The organism is Microbulbifer maximicatervae (SeqCode) (genome assembly GCF_052467815.1).
The window spans coordinates 4617658-4635413 of record NZ_CP174326.1 but is presented as its reverse complement, the minus strand read 5'-3'; the positions used below and the strand labels follow the sequence as shown (position 1 = coordinate 4635413).

At 44.5% G+C, this 17756-nt stretch carries 14 protein-coding genes and 2 tRNA genes; 9 read left to right on the top strand and 7 right to left on the bottom strand.

What is annotated here, in order from left to right:
* Positions 1 to 47: 47 nt before the first annotated feature.
* From ACJJIW_RS20040 to ACJJIW_RS20020, 5 genes are all read left to right on the top strand, one after another.
* Positions 48 to 123: transfer RNA gene (locus ACJJIW_RS20040), tRNA-Val, on the top strand.
* 27 nt (positions 124 to 150) lie between these two features.
* Positions 151 to 227, top strand: a tRNA-Asp gene (locus ACJJIW_RS20035).
* A 410-nt stretch (positions 228 to 637) separates the two neighbouring features.
* A complete protein-coding gene (locus tag ACJJIW_RS20030; protein WP_444936179.1) occupies positions 638 to 1615 on the top strand; it encodes a 1-aminocyclopropane-1-carboxylate deaminase/D-cysteine desulfhydrase in 978 nt (325 codons plus the stop codon).
* Positions 1616 to 1795: 180 nt separating this feature from the next.
* Positions 1796 to 2665, top strand: a complete 870-nt coding sequence (locus ACJJIW_RS20025) for an NAD(+) kinase (protein ID WP_282932288.1) — start codon at positions 1796 to 1798, stop codon at positions 2663 to 2665.
* Between the two features lie 174 nt (positions 2666 to 2839).
* Positions 2840 to 3952 (top strand): hypothetical protein, encoded by a 1113-nt coding sequence (locus ACJJIW_RS20020; protein WP_282932289.1) that lies wholly within the window; start codon positions 2840 to 2842, stop codon positions 3950 to 3952.
* A 1497-nt stretch (positions 3953 to 5449) separates the two neighbouring features.
* Here ACJJIW_RS20020 and ACJJIW_RS20015 read toward each other — a convergent pair.
* From ACJJIW_RS20015 to ACJJIW_RS19985, 7 genes are read right to left on the bottom strand one after another with little or no spacing between them, the layout of a single operon-like run.
* Positions 5450 to 6517, bottom strand: coding sequence for a hypothetical protein (locus ACJJIW_RS20015; RefSeq protein ID WP_444936178.1), 1068 nt, complete (start codon positions 6515 to 6517; stop codon positions 5450 to 5452).
* Positions 6518 to 6532: 15 nt separating this feature from the next.
* A complete protein-coding gene (locus ACJJIW_RS20010; RefSeq protein WP_282932291.1) occupies positions 6533 to 8371 on the bottom strand; it encodes a glycosyltransferase in 1839 nt (612 codons plus the stop codon).
* A gap of 38 nt (positions 8372 to 8409) precedes the next feature.
* Entirely contained in the window at positions 8410 to 9543 is a 1134-nt protein-coding gene (gene glf, locus ACJJIW_RS20005; RefSeq protein WP_282932292.1) for a UDP-galactopyranose mutase, read from the bottom strand.
* Positions 9540 to 10475, bottom strand: coding sequence for a glycosyltransferase (locus ACJJIW_RS20000; RefSeq protein ID WP_444936177.1), 936 nt, complete (start codon positions 10473 to 10475; stop codon positions 9540 to 9542). The genes glf and ACJJIW_RS20000 overlap by 4 nt, the downstream gene beginning before the upstream one ends.
* A gap of 17 nt (positions 10476 to 10492) precedes the next feature.
* Positions 10493 to 11518 carry a hypothetical protein gene (locus ACJJIW_RS19995; protein ID WP_282932295.1) on the bottom strand — a complete coding sequence of 342 codons (1026 nt, stop codon included), beginning with the start codon at positions 11516 to 11518 and terminating at the stop codon, positions 10493 to 10495.
* On the bottom strand, positions 11515 to 12213 hold the full coding sequence (locus tag ACJJIW_RS19990) for an ABC transporter ATP-binding protein (RefSeq protein ID WP_444936176.1): 699 nt from the start codon (positions 12211 to 12213) through the stop codon (positions 11515 to 11517). The genes ACJJIW_RS19995 and ACJJIW_RS19990 overlap by 4 nt, the downstream gene beginning before the upstream one ends.
* A complete protein-coding gene (locus ACJJIW_RS19985) occupies positions 12210 to 12917 on the bottom strand; it encodes an ABC transporter permease (RefSeq protein ID WP_444936175.1) in 708 nt (235 codons plus the stop codon). The genes ACJJIW_RS19990 and ACJJIW_RS19985 overlap by 4 nt, the downstream gene beginning before the upstream one ends.
* Positions 12918 to 13191: 274 nt before the next feature.
* On the opposite strand from ACJJIW_RS19985, the gene ACJJIW_RS19980 reads away from it, so the two are divergent.
* From ACJJIW_RS19980 to gmd, 4 genes are all read left to right on the top strand, one after another.
* Positions 13192 to 14250 (top strand): glycosyltransferase, encoded by a 1059-nt coding sequence (locus ACJJIW_RS19980; RefSeq protein WP_444936174.1) that lies wholly within the window; start codon positions 13192 to 13194, stop codon positions 14248 to 14250.
* Positions 14243 to 15334: a glycosyltransferase family 4 protein gene (locus ACJJIW_RS19975; RefSeq protein WP_444936173.1), complete on the top strand. Its 1092-nt coding sequence runs from the start codon at positions 14243 to 14245 to the stop codon at positions 15332 to 15334. The genes ACJJIW_RS19980 and ACJJIW_RS19975 overlap by 8 nt, the downstream gene beginning before the upstream one ends.
* 359 nt (positions 15335 to 15693) lie before the next feature.
* Positions 15694 to 16563: a glycosyltransferase family 2 protein gene (locus ACJJIW_RS19970; protein ID WP_444936172.1), complete on the top strand. Its 870-nt coding sequence runs from the start codon at positions 15694 to 15696 to the stop codon at positions 16561 to 16563.
* A 77-nt stretch (positions 16564 to 16640) separates the two neighbouring features.
* A complete protein-coding gene (gene gmd, locus ACJJIW_RS19965; protein ID WP_444936171.1) occupies positions 16641 to 17756 on the top strand; it encodes a GDP-mannose 4,6-dehydratase in 1116 nt (371 codons plus the stop codon).

The following is a 17756-nucleotide window of genomic DNA, read 5'->3' as shown; positions in this document are numbered from 1 at the left end:
ATATTCGCCTCGCTCAAGGGGGCACGGCCTCAAAAACAAAGAGCAGCGGGTGGTTAGCTCAGTTGGGAGAGCGACGGCCTTACAAGCCGTAGGTCACAGGTTCGACCCCTGTACCACCCACCAAACTTCCCAAAGGAAGTTTACTACCGAGGACCGGTAGTTCAGTTGGTTAGAATGCCGGCCTGTCACGCCGGAGGTCGCGGGTTCGAGTCCCGTCCGGTCCGCCAGACACAAAAAAGCCCTCACATGCGAGGGCTTTTTTGTGTCTGGCTGTTGCAGGTTTAGCTCTATTGCTGGACCTTGTGATTGACGCGGACTTTTTTGGGTCGGCAGACTCGTAAAGGGCTTGGGTTAGTGCTCTCTATGCAAGTGGTCCATTCTTCTTTTTTGGTTCAAGCTTTTCTTTAATTTTTTCGAAAAGGCTAAGAGCATCATTTCTATCATTTGCGTGAAAGTTTCCGGCCTCTTTGAGGAGGGGTATCCAAGGAGTCTCTGAAATATCTCTGCGGGTTTTGAGAGTCCGCGAGGTTTGTAGGGGGAGTGGGGTTGCTCGGGGTTCCCTGGCTTGATGCTTGTGGATATTTTGCGATACACAATTATCATTCTTTCCTAGTTAATAGTCTTGCATGGTTGCTCAATGCTTTCTGGTTTCCTGTCTTGTTTAAATGTTGATGCTTTTACAAAAGCTGCACTGGAAGTCCCTTATCAGTTGGTGGGTAGTGATTTATTTCCTGGTATAGAGCTATGGGTGAGAAGAGATGACCTTCTTGATCCGCTAATCTCTGGTAATAAAGCCTATAAACTCCTTTATAACCTATTGGAGCTAGAGGCACGCCAATTGGGGACCGTTGTAACTTGCGGTGGAGCCTGGTCGAATCATATTCATGCTGTTGCAGCTGCGGGGGCTCGTTTTGGTTTTGACACAGTGGGTGTAATTCGGGGGGAGCGAGCGCATAGGTTAAGTGCAACTTTACAAGATGCAGAGCGTTTCGGGATGAAGTTGATTTTTGTATCCAGAGAGCAATATCGTCGAAGAGGGGAGGCGAGCTTCATTAGTGAAATTGGAGTGGACGAGGAGTCGGCGTTATTTGTTCCCGAAGGGGGATCTAACTATATAGGCGTGAGGGGGGCAAGGGTTCTAGGTGAAATAATTTTAAGGAGTGCTCCAGTCGGATTTGATCAGGTCTGGACGGCTTGTGGTACAGGAGCTACTTTCGCGGGGTTAGCCTCAGGCCTCAAGGGTATTTCGACAGTGGGTGTTGAAGTGCTAAAGGCGGGAAACAGTATATTGAGAGATGCTGCTACCTGGTTGCCCCAGGAGGGAGAAATCGCACGTCTTGACGCAACTCATAAGATTCTTACAGACGAAGCAGGCGGCATCCACCACCGGCTGCTTTCGGGCTATCACTGTGGAGGTTATGCAAAGTACCCGGAGGAGTTGCGGCGATTTCAGGACGAGTTAGAGGTTGAGACGGGTATTCCACTAGACCCAGTTTATACGGCTAAGTTGCTATTTGCATTATCAAATAGTGCAAAAAATAGTCGGCTTCGAAAGGGTAGTAAGATATTAGCTATCCACTCAGGAGGGTTGCAAGGTCGACGTGGTATTGCTTGAACATCTGCTATTTTTCGCTAAGCCAGCGATCAATGGAACTACGGTGTTCGACTCATCTATAGGCCTGCGGCATAATAGTCAGTTCTGTGCTGCCAGGCCTTACTCGGTGCTGAAGGTGCGACTTGATCGTTGTGTTGTTGTGGCCAAAAAGGCTGGTTGAAGTGCCGAAAGGGAGGGGCCGTGTCGGAATTTCAGAATATAGGGCTGATCGGCCGAACAGAAAGTAAAAACGCAGTTTCGTCTCTAAAGCGCCTGATAGCTTACCTTGAGAGAGAGGGTTACAGTGTGGTGCTGGAGGAAGGCACAGCTTCCTGCGTTTCGTCCCACAGCGCGCGGGTGTCTACCAGAGATAAACTGGGTGAGCTATGCGATCTTGTAATTGTTGTTGGAGGAGATGGCAGTCTCCTTGGAGCGGCCAGATCCCTGGCGCGCTATAGCGTTCCTCTTCTGGGCATTAATCGTGGCCGCTTAGGTTTTCTTACAGATATCACGCCTGATCAGGTAGAGCAAAAGGTTGGTGAAGTCTTATCCGGTAAATACATGGCGGAAAGCCGGTTTTTACTAGATATGTCAGTCACTCGTGACGGTAGACCTGTTGGGAAGGGCTCGGCATTAAATGACGTGGTTCTTCACCCGGGTGAATTTATAAGGATGATAGAGTTTGATCTCTATATCGATGGTCAGTTTGTTTATACGCAGCGATCAGACGGCCTAATTATTTCGACCCCAACGGGCTCTACTGCATATGCGCTCTCCGGAGGGGGGCCCATTATGCATCCTAAGTTAGATGCAATAGTTCTGGTCCCCCTGAACCCCCACACTTTAAGCAGTCGCCCGATTGTTGTGGAAGGTAGTAGCGAATTCAAGTTGATCGTGGGGGAGCAAAATGTAGCAAAGCCCTATATTACTTGTGATGGACATGATCAGGTGGTAACGGAGCCTGGAGATGTTATTCGGGTCCATAAGAAGCCGCATCGCCTTACATTGATTCACCCCATTGATCATAACTTTTATGAGACTTGTAGGTCTAAACTCGGGTGGGCTGAATAAAATTTTGATTGTAGTAATTGGGCTTATGGGTATTCTGGCAGCTTGTTTTTAGGGTGGGTATTGAAAGTGGGGCGCTAAATTGCTGCATGCAAACTATAGGATCGGTATGGATTTACATCGAGCAAGTCGTGCAGATTTGAGTGTGCCTTATTTATTATAGTAGGTGGAGTAGGTATGAACTTAGTTATTTTTATTGGGCATCACAAGGTTGGGTCAACATCCCTACAAACCTTCTTAACGAATAATTTTCTTACATTAATCAATAGGGGTGTTTTATACCCGGCGGTTGAAAGTAAAGGGATGGCAAGTAACTTGTTGCGGGCCGTGAAAGGAAAGGATCTAGGTGGGCCTACACATATAAATATCCGCGAACCCCATAATGCCTTAGCTTTCAGAATGATGTCTGAGTCAGCTAACTCTTGGCGTATACCTCCTTATCACACCGGACTTCCGTCTGTTCACCAAATGCTTTTGATAATAAAAGAGCAAATTGCCGCGTTAACCCCATCAACAGTAGTTCTTTGCTCTGAGGTATTCTCTAATTTTGGAGTGCGATGCCCTGAAATGATTGAAAGGTTAAAGGCGGAGCTGGGTATTTCGGACGTCACGATAGTGTGTACACTTCGACGGCCAGATGAATATTTGGCATCTTGGCACTCTCAAAGGCTTCGCTTTGGGCATAAGATGGGCGCTTTGAGGGATGATGGCCTAGAGGAGTACTTGTCAGATATACACTTTAATTACCGATCACTGTTAGAGCCCTGGGTAAAGGAGTTCCCGCAAGCAAAATTTGCAATTCGAAGCTATTCTGACGTTTTGGGTGAAGGTGGTTCAATTATAGATTTCTTTAAGCAAGCGGGGCTAGAAAAGAAAATTAAAGGTTTAAGTACAAAGAGTATTTCTGCAAACCAAAGTATACATCTTGGGTTGCTTGAGGTTGGCAGGTTGGCGCTCCATCATCTTGAAACAGAAAGTGCCAGAATGCTATGTCGAAAGATGATAAAAATTTCCTCTAAAGTTGATTTGCCTCCGAGTAAACAGATCGAGTTGTTTGGACCAGAAAAGAGAGAATTTCTATTCTCTGAATTTCAGCCAGTTCATGACTACCTGAACAAGCTTACTGGTAAGCGGTCTTTCTTTGAAGATATAGATAAAGTGAAGGAAGTGAAACCCTACCCTGAAATTGAGACTGCGCGAGATGGAGTTAAGCAGGTTTGGAAGCTTCTTAGAGGGGAGCTGACTGAGCCGGCAGTAAAAGATTTTCTCAAGAATATAGATATCCATTGAGGGTGGTATTGCTCACTTATTCCATGAGTGCATACTCATAAGGTTGCCAGTAAAAATCTTAGTTGGGTTTTGGTGCTAAAGTTATGCCCCATGCCGGGAGTTGGCCAGAGTTAGTTTAACTGCTCAAATCTGTAAAATCCCTTCATCAAAGCGGGGGGTTACTCGCTTTGATGAGGGCGCCTATACCTAGAGGTAAAGTCTTGGGTAAACCCTGTGATGCGATGCTGGTGATCGCATCATCAGATGCTTGATTGGATTGCTAAATCTGGCAGCTGAGCTTGAAAATGTCTCCAAAACTGTGTATGGAGGGAGTTTTCTGTCGATACTATAAGGCTGTTTCGGGTAATTATTTGTATGCCCTTCTTGGTATTATTCTATGTGGCGTGGTGCTAAATATGATATCAGTTTGGGATGGTGTGATCATCAGTTGTTCTTGGGCGGAAAAAGTGAAATAGGGGTTGCCAAGATAAATGCTAGCTCCCCGCGATTTAATACTGTTTGTGAGGGCTACTTTAAAACTATTCTACAATAAGTCTATTGCTCATCATTATAAGATTAATAAGTCGAAAGAGGGGTGTGAAAATATCTAGGAGAATGGCAGGTATATTTTGATAGTGATTACACTTACTGGAATAAAAATGTTGTGGTGCATGTTTATATTTTAAAAAGTCGAAAGGAAAAAATGACAAGTTGAATTTAGGTTGTCAGAATTACGTCCAAAAATGGATGATTGTTACATTTACTCTAAGTTGAGGTGTGTTATGGTTGATGTCGATTGTCAATCTTAGGTAGGAGCTCCCAGCTTTACCAGTGTAATTAACTCCTCACATCAATTGATCGACGCTTTATAATTTATCTGTTACCGTTGCGCCTAAGTTTTATATGGACTTATGGGCTTTCCGGACCCCCCCCTTTATGTAGACAGTAGACTATTTTTATTCAATCTGCTTTCTGCCTCAGAGTATTCTCATTGAAGTTAAATATCTTGGAAGTCTCTGAGGAAAATAACCAGATACCTATATGATTAATTGAGGGGCATTACTCTCCAAAGATTGTAAGCAGAGAGTGGGAAATTTAAGGTCCTTGGCCTCCCTATTATGTTTCTTTGCTCCAAAAATTTATTTTCTTTTTGCTGTTTTGACTTAAAATCCATTGAATTTACAGTCTCAAATAGGTTGAAGTAATAAGTTGGCAGGTAAATAAAAATTTCTCGAGAAAGCTACATTATTTACACTCGGATGAAATAGGTGGTGAGTGGTTCAGTTTTGGTTCTGTATAATTGTGGCTGGGTCGGTCTTTCCGGACGTTTGGTAATTGAAATGCAAAAGGATTGAAGGTAAGTGGCGGAGCATAAAAGCTTTTAATCAGATCGGCGCTGAATTTATTGTTGTGTGACTACTTGAGCCGTTAGAGCTTGGTAAGCTAGAGGTAGTAGTAAAGCACAATTTAGTAGTGAAATCATGCCTTACTGAAAAGCTATTAAGCTACATGTTTGGTTTATTCGGTAATAAGGTTAGATTTATTTTGTAGTCGGATGGAGTACTCGTTGCACTTTTTCTGTATGTGCGGCCCATTTGGTCGCAGAGTAAGTGCTGCGTTCATTAGTAAAGAGGCGGTCTCTATGTGTTTATTTTCAAGCTCAATTGCGAGGCGCTTCAAAGGCTGCACTTCCTTGCATGCAAGCTCTTTGATGGTTTCCAGTTTTTCCAGATAGGCATTAGCCAAAGCTTGAATTGTTAAATCGCTATTGATGGCTATATCAGATTTCCTGGTTATAATGTTAAACCCTGAATTTATGCTTTCAATTTTTCCTAATATCCTTTTGGTGTTTATCCCGGATGATGTGATTGCGTCCTCGACGGTTCCCTTGAACTTACCTATGCGTTTTAACTCAAAAGAGCTTTCATTTTGAGATGAATTGTAAGTGGCATTGCGGTTTGCAGGTAGGCGGAAAAGGGAGCCTATAGTGCTAAAAAAATCATTAATATGGTCATGGCCAGTCTGGTGAAATGATTTGACTATTAAGTTCTCTTCTCCGAAGTGTCTGCAAAAAACCTTATAAACTGGGAGTTGAGAAAGCAGTGACTCCTCAACCCCTTGAAAAAACATGAGTAGATTTTGTGTGCTGTGAGGCCCTTTGTTAAGTTGGTTATACCATGAATTTAAAAAGCTAAGAGGCTCTCTAATATACATGATGATTTTCACAGAGAATTCCCTGAAGCTAGATTGAAGTGCTTCTGCAATTTCATCTCCTTTGCCCGAAGCGCAGATGCTGAATAGCTCCTCAGATGATATGAGGACCTTGTCTTTCGGGCTGGAGAGGATTTCCTGTTGGATAGCTTCTAGCTCATTTTTAAAAATTATATTTTTACCATTGAACCAGGTGGGAGATGGTACTCCGTAGTCTCTGAGTAAGCTAAGAGTTAACCTTCCATGGTTGGTAGTATTGTTTTGAGGTCTGCAGCTTTTTGGGTACAGTACGTCTAAATCGGAATCATGACAAATTCTCTGGATGCTAGAAGTTCCAGTTTTAAAGTTTCCGACATGTAAGTACAGTGTTTTCATGCTGCTCGCCAGACGTTAGTGATTTTCTGTAGTTGGGGTGGGTTCTGTTACAAAATTATCCTTTTTGATGTCAAGAAATTCCTCCCAAAACTCTCTTGATGTCATATGTCTTTGATTTTCTACGTAGCTGACTTTGGCTTTTTTGAATAGCTTGTAAGATGTAAGGGTGAGCATTGTTGCCTGCCCAACAATCTTAAAAAATCTTGTGGGATTTCGTGTAGCTGTAAAACCGCTCAGGGTTGAGGGTTGAATATATTGTACCCTACGAGCACGCAAGCACTTGATGTAATTCCAGTCAAAGGTTGACATATATCTTATTCCTGGATCTGCTATGTTCTTGTCAGGAAAAATGAGAAAGCTAGGTAGAATATGCCCGTTTAAAGTTAGCTTGGATAAAATTTTATGTTTAAGCCTTACTTTGAAATCATCAAATCTAAATTGGGGGATTTTAGATGGGGCGATGCTCTTTGCTACATCTTCTTGAGAGCGCAGTAAGGCTCCGTGCAGCTCATCTGGCAATGTATCATGAAGTTTAGAAAATCCGTTCAATGCAGCTTTTGTTCCATCAATTGCTTTTTGAGCTGAGTCATAACGATACCCCAGTGACAGCACGATTGTTTTCTTTAGCAATCGCTTGCACATAGCCCAGTAACTGAAGTTGGAATCATGGATGCTGCGTCCTATGAACGAATTTCTCTCTTCATAGTAAAATGTTGCTGAGGAGTATTTGTTTTCGAATGGTTCATGCCATACGCCAATACCATTCATATCTATAATTTTGATGCCATTTTCTATTGCTCTTAACGAATACTCGACATCATCCCACTTTAGAAATACAGGAATCGGTAAGCCTAGGTGTTTAAATGTCGAAGTTGGAGCAGAAAAGAACCACCAACCAGCATATTGCTTTGCCACTTCTTGGTCATTTTCAAGCAGACCATTAAGGTGGTTCAAGTCAAGTTGGCTTTTTATAGGGATAAAATGTGCGTCGCTATTAAGTATGGCACCATTTTCATATTGGATGTTGTGCTGATCAAGTCGTAGCATACTTCCACTAACCGCTACAGAGCTGTCATGGCAATATGAGTAGAATGTTTGCAGTCGAAGCAGTGTTGTTGGTTCTATCGTTGTATCATCATCGCTCAAAACGATATGACTGTATTTGTTTGATTCACGCGTGGCCTCAATTAACCCTCTTGCAAACCCGCCTGACCCACCATAGTTTTTATTCGTAAATAATTTTACAGAAGAGTTATCGGGGGCGGTGAGAGTGCAGCCGTTATCTATCACCAAAAGGTCGATGACAGTGCTAGGGTCAATTTTTTTCTTAAGCTCATCAAAAAGCTTGATGTTTCTATATACGAAGCTCTCCCTTTTATAGGTCGGCATAACAATAGCCAGAGAGCAATTTTGGCGGGGAGCATTCTCGGTTAAGAGGGCAATATCATAGATTTTTGCTGCGTCAAGACTGGTTTCTATTTTAATGAATGCCAAGCCTGCTTTAGGTGCTGAAGTTAAATCAATATCGATAACTACTTCTGAGCAATCTTCTAGCTGAATAGATCTTCTTGCTAGAACGACATTTCCCGATTCTTTGGATGCGGCGATTACTTCACATGTAAAGGTCCCAGCACCCCTAATTTTTGCCTTGAGCGAGGTAAGATCGCAATACTTGAGCCATTTCCCAAGGCTAAAAGAATTAAAGTATGTGTCAAATGATAGAGTTGAAAATGGGCCGATATGCCACGCAGATTCGGGCTCGGAGTATCTGATGGCACCAGAATAGTGCTGGTAAAGCGAGTCCAGTGTTGTGGCTTTTCTATTAGGAGGGATAATTGAGTGTATAGTGTTCATTGTTCTATTCAATCTAATTTTAGCGTGTAACCAAAGATTTATTTTTCTGTTTGTGGTGATTCTTTTAGGAAGGCCGCTGCTTGGTCTAGTGCTTCTCTAATAGTGACATCCATATCCAGGTATCGGTAAGTCCCCAGTCTCCCAACAAAAGTTACACCTTCAATTTTTTGCGCCTCTTTTTCATAGGTCTCCAGCATTTCAACCTCTCCAGCAAGGCGAATAGGATAGTAAGGAGTATCACCTTCTTCACAAAGCCTGGAGTATTCATGGTAAATCACGGTCTTTTCATGTTCTTCCCAGGGTGCGAAATGCTTGTGCTCAGTGATTCGGGTATAAGGTACCTTTTCTTCTGTATAGTTAATTACAGCATTTCCCTGGGCATCCCCATCTTGAGTGCTTCGTTCGAAATCTAGGGTTCTGTAGCCAAGCCGGCCATGCTCATAATTAAAGAAGGCGTCAAGGGGGCCAGACCAAAAGGTATGCTTGTAATTCTTTCTTTCGTCAGGGTTGAAAGGGCTGCTTAAGTGGAGGGTAATGTTTTCATGTTTTAAGATCTTGGATACGATCTCGGTATAACCATGCTTAGGCATTCCCTGAAATGGATGATTGAAGTAATTGTCATCATAATTAAAACGCACAGGGAGGCGTTTAAGAATGGAGGCAGGAAGCTCGGAAGGGTGGAGTCCCCACTGTTTTTGTGTGTAGCCCTTAAAGAAGGCTTCATATAGGTCCTTCCCGACAAAGCGGAGTGCCTGCTCCTCAAAGGTTTTAGGATCTTCAATGGAAAGGTCTGCCTGAGATTCAATCCAGGACTTGGCTTCAGTTGGGGATAAGGTTTTTCCGAAGAATTGATTTATCGTATGTAAATTAATAGGCAGGCTATATACATTGCCATTATAAATTGCTTTGACACGATTTTTATAAGGCATCATGTCAGCATATTTATTGATATATTTCCATACTTCTTCATCCGCAGTATGGAAAATGTGTGGTCCATACTTATGGACCATTACGCCAGTCTCAGAGTCACGTTCGGTGTGGCAGTTTCCTGCTATATGGTCTCGCGTCTCAAAGATATTAACTTTATATCCAGCCTCTGCAAGCTCACGGCCAATAACGGCCCCTGAGAATCCTGCGCCGACAATTGCGATAGAGTTGTTTTTTGAAGTCATTGCATTTTGCCCTGAGTTTTAGTTGTAAAGTCTAATAAAGCTTTAAAGATTTCTTGGCTCTCTTTTCTTTTGTGGTGGGAGAGGCTGCAAATGGCTGCTTTTACAAAGAACCTAATAAAGAGGTATGGGGTTGCTACCTTGTAGTGCATTACCGAAACATACAAAAAATTCCTGACATCGTAGTATTTAATGCCGGGACGATACTCCTTGTTCTTCGTTGGGTGTGCAACATGTGCTTTTGGTTCGATAAGTGTTTTATAGCCTGCTTCCCTTGCTCGTAGGCACCACTCTACGTCGTCAAAGTGAAGGAAAAAGTTTGCAAAATCTTGGAGTTTTTTTGCTGCGTCCATGGGAATGAGCATGCAAGCCGCAGATGAGTACTCGCTTTCAAAGGGGGTTGAGGGAAGGTCACCTATACTTTCGCCATTAAAAAGTAGCTCTTGCCTGGCTCTCCACCAGCGGACCTTGGCTCCCGCCTCTGTCACTTTTTTTGTATTGGACTTGTCTAGGATTACCCCCCCAATAATACACTTGCCAGCTTCCTTTTCTGCGCTAGCAACCAAAAGCTTCAGTGTATTTTTTTGTGGCGTTGCATCATCGTCTAATAGCCAAATATAGTTGGCCCTGTTTTGGGAGGCTGCTTTTCTAATGCCTTCGCTAAAGCCGCCAGACCCCCCAAGGTTTTCATGCAGAGTGAGCACTTTAATTTGCGGCCGTGAATTACTGTTTTGCTGAATAAAATCATCGACTGCCAGAGCGGTGTCATCATCACTATTATTGTTGATAATCGTAATGCTATAAGCTTCTTTGGGGTAATCTAAATGTGTTAGTAGCTTTAGTTGATCGATCAGTTCTGCCTTTCGATTGTAAGTCACAATTACAATCTCAATGAGCGGCACAGAGGCTGATTTGTCTGTAGTGTCTAACGTCAAACCAGTATGCTCCTGTATTAATCTTTAGCTGCGATGGGCCGCTCTTTAGGTGCGGGCGAGCAACTTTTTAGCTTGTGTTGAAGGTTAGCTCGCATTTTATTTGTTTCAGCTAATTGGTTCGCAACAATATCTTCAGAAGCGGATATCACCTCAGATAGGCTTGGAAGCCCAATTGATTTTGGGGTTTTTTCATTAGAAAAACTGACCCCTTGAGAGCCAATTGTGAAGTAGTTAAATATTTGAGAAATCATGCGCGCAGTTGCACGCTTATTCCAACTCAAAAATGCGCCTTTCTTTTTCTGTAAGGGGTCCCCTGCAAAGCTTTGGCTGAGTTTTTGCCTGAGCCCAAAAAGCTTGTTTCGTGTTAGAATCGAAGTTGCATAAACGCCTGCTATGCTGGGAGTAACATTTCTGCTGACTTTGCTGGCTCGGATTGAATTCTGAGTTGCCGTTGTAAGGCCTAGGCTGCTCAAAAAATCCAAGATGAGGTTTTGGCTTTCCCATTGATTCTTGTCATATGGGCGGGTGATTATTTTATTAGGGTACACCTTTTCCCAGCGTTTGATAAATAGCGTTTTAAAGGCTGCACTATAGACGCAGGGATCAAAAAGAGTGGGGACATACTTTGCCATTAAATATTGCCACTTGAACGCAGAGTATGATTTTGCGGTCTTGAGTTTTTGCATTATTCCCGACTCTAGATATTCATCTGCTCTACGAATATAAGCTATTACGCATATGTCGGAATGGTTTAACCATTTTTTAAACAAATTTATTTCGGAGGCTTTTAAATTGCAAAAGGCCTCGGCGCTAAGAATAAGATGCTTGGGCTTGCTGGAGATAACTTTGTCCAGTTTGAGCCAGCAGCCACCTTTTTGGCCTGACCGTAGTTCTCGAAACAAGCATTCGTGGTGGCTTTCTTGTTTAAAGAGTTGAGGGTACTCAATCCCGTTCGCCCTTAGTGCATCCCGGTTTTGACTGAGGGCAGCTTGAATGGCGGTTGACCCAGTCTTATCTGAGCCAATATGGACGTAGATCTTCATGTTGGTACTGCCTCAGTTTCATACATTTCTAAGATTTTCTGGGCTTCTCCAATCGCTTTAATTACGCCGTTTTCTATCCACAATATTCTGTCACAGAGCTTTTTTAACGTTTGGGTAGAGTGAGATACTAGTACTACAGTCTGGTTCGACCGCACCTTATCCTTCAGTGCCTTTGCTGATTTTTGCTTAAAGTCTTTGTCGCCTACTCCGAGGATCTCATCAAGTAGAAGTACGTCCGGTGTTGCATGGATTGCTGTGGCAAAGCCCAGGCGAGCTTTTTGGCCTGCTGAAAAGGTGCCAACAGGCTCCTTAATTGTATCGCCGAGGCCAGAAAACTCCGTGATGATGGGAATTAGAGTCTTAGCCTGTCGGATGCTGCTCCCTTGAGTTACCAGTGCCATAAGGGCGTTATCAATACCGCTCAGGTTTTTATTAAAACCTAGCCCAAGTGATAATAGTTGTGACTTGATATGAGGCTTTCTGTGAATTTTTCCTGTATTTGGGGTGATGATATCTGCGAGCAATTTAAGCAAGCTTGATTTGCCGGCACCATTTCGCCCAATAACGCCAAGTGTTTCGCCAGGTAGCAGTTCAAATGAGATATCCTTGAGTACCCAGTTTGGCTTTGTGAATAGGCTCAACCTTCCACGGTAGGCGAGGCCTACTTTTGAAAATGTTAATATCGGCGAGCTCATAGCAGCACTCTTGGGTAAGTTCTATCCAACGCTTTAATCAGGGCTAGGGCGGAGATAAGGGATATAGCTCCAACAATGAGTGGGTAGGCTAACTCTCCAATCGCGGGCATTTGGTTCTCTAGAAGAACCTTTCTGTAGCTAACAAAAATTTCAGCAAATGGATTGAGAAACAGAAGCTCCTGAACCTCTGGCGGGCGGCTGCCTATATCGAAGAAAATACCTGATGTGAAAAGTACCCCGGTTACGGATAGAGGTACCAAGTGTCGTAAATCGGGCACCAGAGGTATGGTAGCCGCAGCTAACAAGCTTAGCCCGAGATTAATGACAAGCTGGGAGAAAATGACAGGGATAAGTCCTAACCATGCGACGGAGGGGACAAACCCCGAGAGCCATAGCGCACCAAAAAGTATTGGCAGGACGCATACAAACCTCAAGAGCATAGATAGATTGATTGAGCAAGCAAATATCCACTTGGGCAAGTAAAATTGGCCAAGTATCCCTTTGTTGTTAACTATCGATTCGGCGCTATTGCTGATGGATGACGCAAACCATTTAAATGGGAGCATGCCACACAGCAGGAATGCTAAAAATTCTGGCCCAGCTTGGTTGCCGCGGAATCCAGATGCGAATGCGAAGTAGAGAAGCCCTGTGAGAAGAAGTGGCTCCATTACCCACCAGACAGTTCCTAGGTAGGTATTTTCCATGTCCGCTTTTAAGGCGTTTACGCCCCTGAGCCAAACAATATTGAAGTGATTCTTAAGCATCCAGGTGTTACGGTTACAAATAGGAGTGGCATTATAAAGGCACAGAAGCGCCAAATATACAGTAAAAGCTTTAGAAACAACAGCTTACATGCTGTAAACTAGTACGTTGAATTTGTAAAGGCCGTATGTTTTGGTACAAAAAGTAACCGCAGCTCATTGTTATAGGACGTTCCTTCCTGAAACGCATGGAGGGCTGGAACAGGCCATATTTCAGATGGCTCGATCCGGAGGTGAGGTATTAGCCCTCTCTTGCAAGCCCGGCTCTTATGAGATTGAGCCCGGCTTGCAAGTTCGGGCTAGTCGCCGCTGGTTTTCTTTCAATTCAATGTGTTTTGGACCGGGTTTGCTACTGGATGTATGGCGTAGCAAAGCGAAAGTGTTGCACTTGCACTTTCCCTGGCCTTTTGGTGATCTTGCCTACCTATTTGCAGGCAAGCGGCGCCCCTTGGTTGTGACTTACCATTCTGATGTGGTGAGGCAGAGGTGGCTGCTGAAGCTTTACACCCCTCTCATGAATCGTTTTTTTGCCAAAGCGGATCGTATCGTCGCTACTTCTGAGCAGTATGTGGCAACAAGCCCTGTTTTGCAGCGCTGGAAGCATAAGGTCTCTGTGATTCCCTTGGGGGTTGATGAGGATACCTTGCCGCCCCCGCGTGAAGACGACTTGAAGCGTATTGAGGACACCTATGGCCAGGGTTTCATGCTTTTTGTTGGTGTTCTTCGTTACTACAAAGGCCTTGAATACCTGGTTCGCGCAGCTGAGGGGGCTGGCTGCCGCATATTGATTGCGGGGGCGGGACCAGAAGAGGGGCGTATGCGCGCTCTTGTTTCTAAGCAGGGCCTGGATAACGTTGAATTTCTGGGGTTTGTATCCGATGAAGAAAAGGCAGCATTGTATAGACTATGCGGTGCTGTAGTTTTTCCTTCCCATTTGCGTTCTGAAGCCTTTGGGGTCACCTTGGTTGAAGGGCTTATGGCCGGTAAGCCGCTAATAAGTTGTGAGATAGGCACCGGTACAAGCTTTGTAAATGAGAATGGCGTAACTGGCCACGTGATACCTCCAGCGGATAGCTCCGCGCTCCGGGCGGCTATGAATGACCTCAGCTCCAACCCCGAAAGAGCTAAGATGATGGGGGCTGCAGCCCGCCAGCGTTATGAGACCCTGTTTACGGGCGAGAAGATGCGAGAATCGTATCAAGAGCTTTACCGGGAAGTTCTAGGGGCTGATGTTGGTAGTGAGGTGATTGACTCTGATAGGAATTCCTGTGCTTAGGATTGGTGTTGATGCCAGGCCGTTGTCAGTTGTCACTACAGGTATTGGCCGTTATACGGAAGCCCTCATTGAGCGTATGGTAAAAAGCGGGCATGAATGGTTCCTTTATAGTGATGCGCCGCTCCCTGAGAGGTTCTGTGATGCAGCTAATGTGGTCGTACGTACAGGGAAGGTTGGGCGTAAATCATTGGGTACTCTTTTTGCTCAAGCCCGTTTCCCATCCTGGGCTAGGCATGATGACTTGCAGGTATTCTGGTCCCCCAGGCATCATTTGCCACTGATGATGCCGTCTTCAGTAAGCCGGGTGGTGACGATTCACGACATGGTTTGGGCGCGCTTTCCTGAAACTATGTCTGTATTTGGTAAACATCTAGAGCGTGGGTTGATGCCCCCTTCGGTAAACTCGGCGCAAACGGTGATAGCGGTATCAGCATTTACCGCCGATGAGCTCACAGAGTTAATGCCGAAGTCTGTGGGTAAGACTGTTGTTATTCCCGAAGCACCTTTCCTGGAAAATACTGACGACCGCATTGATGGGGAGTATTTCCTTTTCGTCGGTACTCTGGAGCCCCGGAAAAATTTGGAGCGCCTGCTGGCCGCATATCGAGCTTACTTGGATATGGCTACTCAAGGAGCATTGCCGCTTTATATTTGCGGTGGGCAAGGCTGGGGGCTGCCTCGATTAAGTGATGTTATTGAGGGGTTGGGTTTAGGTGAAATGGTAAAGGTGCGGGGTTATGTGCCTGATCACGAGTTAAGAGGCTTGTATCATAATGCCAGAGCTTTGCTTATCCCTTCGATTTATGAGGGGTTTGGGCTGCCTATTGTTGAGGCGTTTTCGCAGAATACGCCGGTTTTGACCTCTAATACTGGAGCTATGCGGGAGGTGGCTGGAGATGGAGCTATTTTAGTCGACCCTCTTTCGGTTTCTAGCATGGCTAATGGTATCCATCAGCTGCATTCAGATTTGGATTTGGTCCATAGCCTTCAGGAATCTGTATGCGCTCGGGTAAAAGAGTTTTCTTGGGATCGAGCAGCGGAAGCCACCTTGAAGGTGTTGGAGGAGGCTGCTATCAACGAGTAGCTGGCTTTGGTTCATCTTTTTATAGCGCTAGCTTCTACACCATTCTCTTTTCGGGCGGGTCTCTGGCTATTCCCTGAAGTATGTTTGTGTTCTGCGGTTTCAAGGTTGTGGGGCTTTAAGCCTTATCCAAATTTATTTTCTCATTGATTGTTTCGGTCTTCCCTTAAGGTTGTCAGGTTCTAACTGCCCTGGCTACTGTCGAAATTCCCATCTATCTCTCTCCTGATCCAGTTGTTGAAATCCCCGCCCATCCTGTTTGTTGGCCAATGTTGTAGGTTGCTAATTCCAAGTGTTGTGCTAATCGTTTAGTCAGTGCGTGATGATTCAAATGTCTAACAATATCTGCAATTGGTGCTGCTATGCGGGTTAAATTTTCCGTGATTGTTCCGGTCTATCAGCAGTGGCACTTCATTGAGGAGCTGATTTGTTGCTTGGAGTCTCAGGTCATTTCAAGGGGCCTTTTTGAGCTTGTACTGATATCAAACGACGGGAATTCTCCATCCTTTTTAGGGGGGGGGAGTTTTCATATTAAGACGGGAACGTGCAAAAAGCCTGGATCTTATGCGGCAAGAAACAAAGGGGCAGAGTTAGCCGAAGGTGATTGGCTTATATTTACGGATGCTGATTGCCTGCCGGATTCAAAGTGGATAGCTGGAATTGATAGGGCGATTGGGTGTTGGGGAGGGAGTGTGAAGTTGTTTGGCGGTGATGTCCGAAGCCAAAAGCAATATGGATTTTCTAACATCTATGAAGTCTATGACTTTATGAGGGGGATACCACAAGAAGTTTACGTATCTGCAGGAGTAGCGGCTACAGCAAATATGGTAGTGGATCGGTTTTTGTTCCTGAAGCTTGGCGGATTTAGTGAGAATTCCTTTTCGAGTGGTGATTTTGAGTTTTGCAAAAGGTTGAGGGCTAGAGGGCACCAAGTTTTATTTCTGAAGTCTGCTTTTGTCCATCATCGAGTTAGATGTTCCTGGCAATCTGTAGCGACAAAAGCAAGGCGGATAAAGGGAGGGCAGTTTTCTCTCTCTCAAGGGGCGGGGAGGTTTAAGTTGATCCTATATACCCTTCTTCCGCCGGTAAGGTCGGTCGTATTTTTTTGGCAGAAAAGGGAAATTTATATTGGTTATAGATTGTTGGCAACTTTCGTTCAGATAAGGTTGTGGGGGGTTGAAATATGGGAGGTGGCTCGCTTGATGTTAGGGGCGAAACCTGAGCGACATTGATTTTTGTAAGTGTTTGGACGGTATTGGTTGTGGAGAGGTGGTGCGCTTGTATACCAATAATTCTAACAGGCTGAGACATGAAAAAAGCATTAATAACGGGTGTAACAGGCCAGGATGGCTCTTATTTAGCTGAATTTTTATTGGCGAAAGGGTATGAGGTTCATGGGGTTAAAAGAAGGTCCTCTTCATTTAATACGAGCCGCATAGATCACTTGTACCAAGGGCCGCAAGATGACAGTAGAAGGTTTTTTCTTCACTATGGAGACCTTACCGATACGAGCAATTTGACCCGAATTCTTCAGGAGGTGCAGCCTGATGAAATCTATAATTTGGGTGCTCAGTCACATGTTGCAGTCAGTTTTGAATGCCCTGAATATACTGCAAATGTGAACGGGCTTGGAACCCTCAGAATATTAGAGGGGATGCGTCTTCTGGGGTTGGATAAAACCAGATTTTACCAAGCCTCAACATCGGAGCTTTATGGTGCTGCTAAAGCTACCCCTCAGAATGAAAACACTCCTTTTTACCCTCGCTCTCCATACTCAATAGCAAAATTGTTTGCTTATTGGACTGTGGTCAATTTCCGCGAGGCCTATGGCTTATATGCTTGCAATGGAATCTTATTTAATCACGAGTCATCACGGCGTGGTGAAACTTTTGTTACTCGAAAGATAACTCGGGGTTTGGCAAATGTTGCCCAAGGTTTAGAGCGGTGCCTGTATTTGGGAGAGCTGAATGCACTGAGGGACTGGGGCCATGCTAGGGACTATGTTGAAATGCAATGGTTGATGTTGCAACAAGAAAGTCCTAGGGATTTTATTATCTCTACAGGGCTGCAATACTCCGTTCGGGATTTTGTTCGTAATTGTGCTCAAGAGTTGGGGATAGCGATAGAGTTTCATGGAGAGGGGCAGAAAGAGGTAGGTGTTGTTGCTTCAATTGTGGGAGAAGATGCTCCAGCAGTTAAATGTGGAGATGTAATTATTAAAGTGGACTCTCGTTATTTTCGCCCCACAGAGGTGGTATCACTAGTAGGTGACGCCTCATTGGCGCGGCAAGAGCTGGGGTGGACACCTAAAACAACCTTGAAAGATTTGATTGGAGAGATGGTTAAGTATGACTTGAGGGAAGCGAAGCGGAATTTGTTGTTGGCTGGGAATGGTTATCGCACTGAGCCTATTTTTGAGGAGTAG

Coding starts and splice junctions, on each gene's coding strand:
- ACJJIW_RS20030 (WP_444936179.1), top strand. CDS start 638: ATGCTTTCTGGTTTCCTGTCTTGTTTAAATGTTGATGCTTTTACAAAA.
- ACJJIW_RS20020 (WP_282932289.1), top strand. CDS start 2,840: ATGAACTTAGTTATTTTTATTGGGCATCACAAGGTTGGGTCAACATCC.
- ACJJIW_RS20015 (WP_444936178.1), bottom strand. CDS start 6,517: ATGAAAACACTGTACTTACATGTCGGAAACTTTAAAACTGGAACTTCT.
- ACJJIW_RS20010 (WP_282932291.1), bottom strand. CDS start 8,371: ATGAACACTATACACTCAATTATCCCTCCTAATAGAAAAGCCACAACA.
- glf (WP_282932292.1), bottom strand. CDS start 9,543: ATGACTTCAAAAAACAACTCTATCGCAATTGTCGGCGCAGGATTCTCA.
- ACJJIW_RS19995 (WP_282932295.1), bottom strand. CDS start 11,518: ATGAAGATCTACGTCCATATTGGCTCAGATAAGACTGGGTCAACCGCC.
- ACJJIW_RS19990 (WP_444936176.1), bottom strand. CDS start 12,213: ATGAGCTCGCCGATATTAACATTTTCAAAAGTAGGCCTCGCCTACCGT.
- ACJJIW_RS19985 (WP_444936175.1), bottom strand. CDS start 12,917: ATGGAAAATACCTACCTAGGAACTGTCTGGTGGGTAATGGAGCCACTT.
- ACJJIW_RS19980 (WP_444936174.1), top strand. CDS start 13,192: ATGGCTCGATCCGGAGGTGAGGTATTAGCCCTCTCTTGCAAGCCCGGC.
- ACJJIW_RS19970 (WP_444936172.1), top strand. CDS start 15,694: ATGCGGGTTAAATTTTCCGTGATTGTTCCGGTCTATCAGCAGTGGCAC.
- gmd (WP_444936171.1), top strand. CDS start 16,641: ATGAAAAAAGCATTAATAACGGGTGTAACAGGCCAGGATGGCTCTTAT.